This is a genomic window from Faecalicatena contorta (genome assembly GCF_021531995.1).
In the GTDB taxonomy this organism is placed as follows: domain Bacteria; phylum Bacillota; class Clostridia; order Lachnospirales; family Lachnospiraceae; genus Dorea_A; species Dorea_A contorta_A.
Genome location: NZ_JAFBIZ010000245.1, coordinates 1 through 1,406, shown reverse-complemented (window position 1 = coordinate 1,406; position 1,406 = coordinate 1). Strand labels below are relative to the sequence as shown.

The following is a 1,406-nucleotide window of genomic DNA, read 5'->3' as shown; positions in this document are numbered from 1 at the left end:
CCTATTCAAGATTAGAAGCAATTCTATATCCATACACACAAAGCAGTTAGTCTTAGGATTGACTGCTTTTTCTATACAGATTTTTAATGACAGGCAATTATCAATTATGGTAGTTGCCTTTTTTGATTGGAGGAATTGAAGAATGAATGATAAAAACTTTATTGAAGAACTAAGACAAAAGCGTGAGGAATACGGAGTAACACAAACAAGGCTTGCTGTTGCCTGTGGTATCAGCCGTGAATATTACAACCGCATTGAAAAAGGAAAACAGCCATTGAATGACGAATTAAGAGAAATCATAGAAAAACAGATTGAGCGTTTCAATCCGCAAGAACCACTATTCTTATTGATTGATTACTTTCGTGTCCGCTTTCCTACTACGGACGCATTGGCGATTATCCGTGATGTATTACAACTGAAATCTAATTACATGCTTTATGAAGATTATGGAAAATACGGATATGAAAGCAAATATGTACTTGGCGACATCAATATCATGTGTTCCATGCAGGAGCATTTAGGTGTTTTATTGGAACTGAAAGGCAAAGGCTGTCGGCAAATGGAATGTTATCTACTGGCACAGGAACGCTCATGGTATGACTTCATGCTGGATTGTATGACGGCTGGTGGTGTGATGAAACGGCTTGATTTGGCTATCAATGATAAAGCAGGAATATTGGATATTCCAAAGTTAAAGGAAAAATACAAGGCTGGCGAATGTATCTCCTACTTCCGTATGCAGAAAGATTACAGCGGTACAGAAAAATGCGGTAGCGATTTACCAAAGAATACAGGAGAAACCTTATATCTCGGTTCAACAAGTAGCGAATTATATATGTGTGCTTATCAGAAAAATTATGAGCAGTATGTCAAGAATGGCACAGAAATTGAAGATACGGAGATTAAGAACCGTTTTGAAATACGCATGAAGAACGAACGAGCCTATTATGCGGTTGTAGATTTACTGACCTATCGGGACGCTGAACGCACCGCTTTTTCTATCATCAATCATTATGTCCGCTTTGTTGACAGAGAGGACGACAAGCCAAAAAGTCAATGGATAACAAATGATGATTGGGCATGGTTTGTAGGGGAAAACAGAGAGCCGATACGCTTAACCACAAAGCCAGAGCCTTACACTTTACAAAAAGCGTTGCATTGGCTACAAAGACAAGTCGCACCAACCATAAAAATGGTACAGGCATTAGACAGAGAAAATCGTACAACGATACTGAAAGATATGATTGAGCAGGCAGAACTAAAAGACAAGCATAAACATTTATTACAATTAGAGAAATCAACCATAGAAGAACGTATAGATACCGCTGTTCCACAAGAGAATGACGGTATTTTTTAATGTAATTGAAAAATTTCAGATTTAGTCAGCAAAGAGCTGTTTTCATTCC

The 1,406-nt window shown here is 38.0% G+C and carries 1 protein-coding gene; it reads left to right on the top strand.

Translation table 11 applies throughout. The features are described 5' to 3' along the window. Positions 1-142: 142 nt before the first annotated feature. On the top strand, positions 143-1,357 hold the full coding sequence (locus JQM82_RS15650) for an XRE family transcriptional regulator (RefSeq protein ID WP_002323151.1): 1,215 nt from the start codon (positions 143-145) through the stop codon (positions 1,355-1,357). The last annotated feature ends 49 nt before the right edge of the window (positions 1,358-1,406 follow it).

What these genes read in the sequence shown, in the direction of transcription:
- JQM82_RS15650 (WP_002323151.1), top strand. Translation starts at nt 143, where the DNA reads ATGAATGATAAAAACTTTATTGAAGAACTAAGACAAAAGCGTGAGGAA.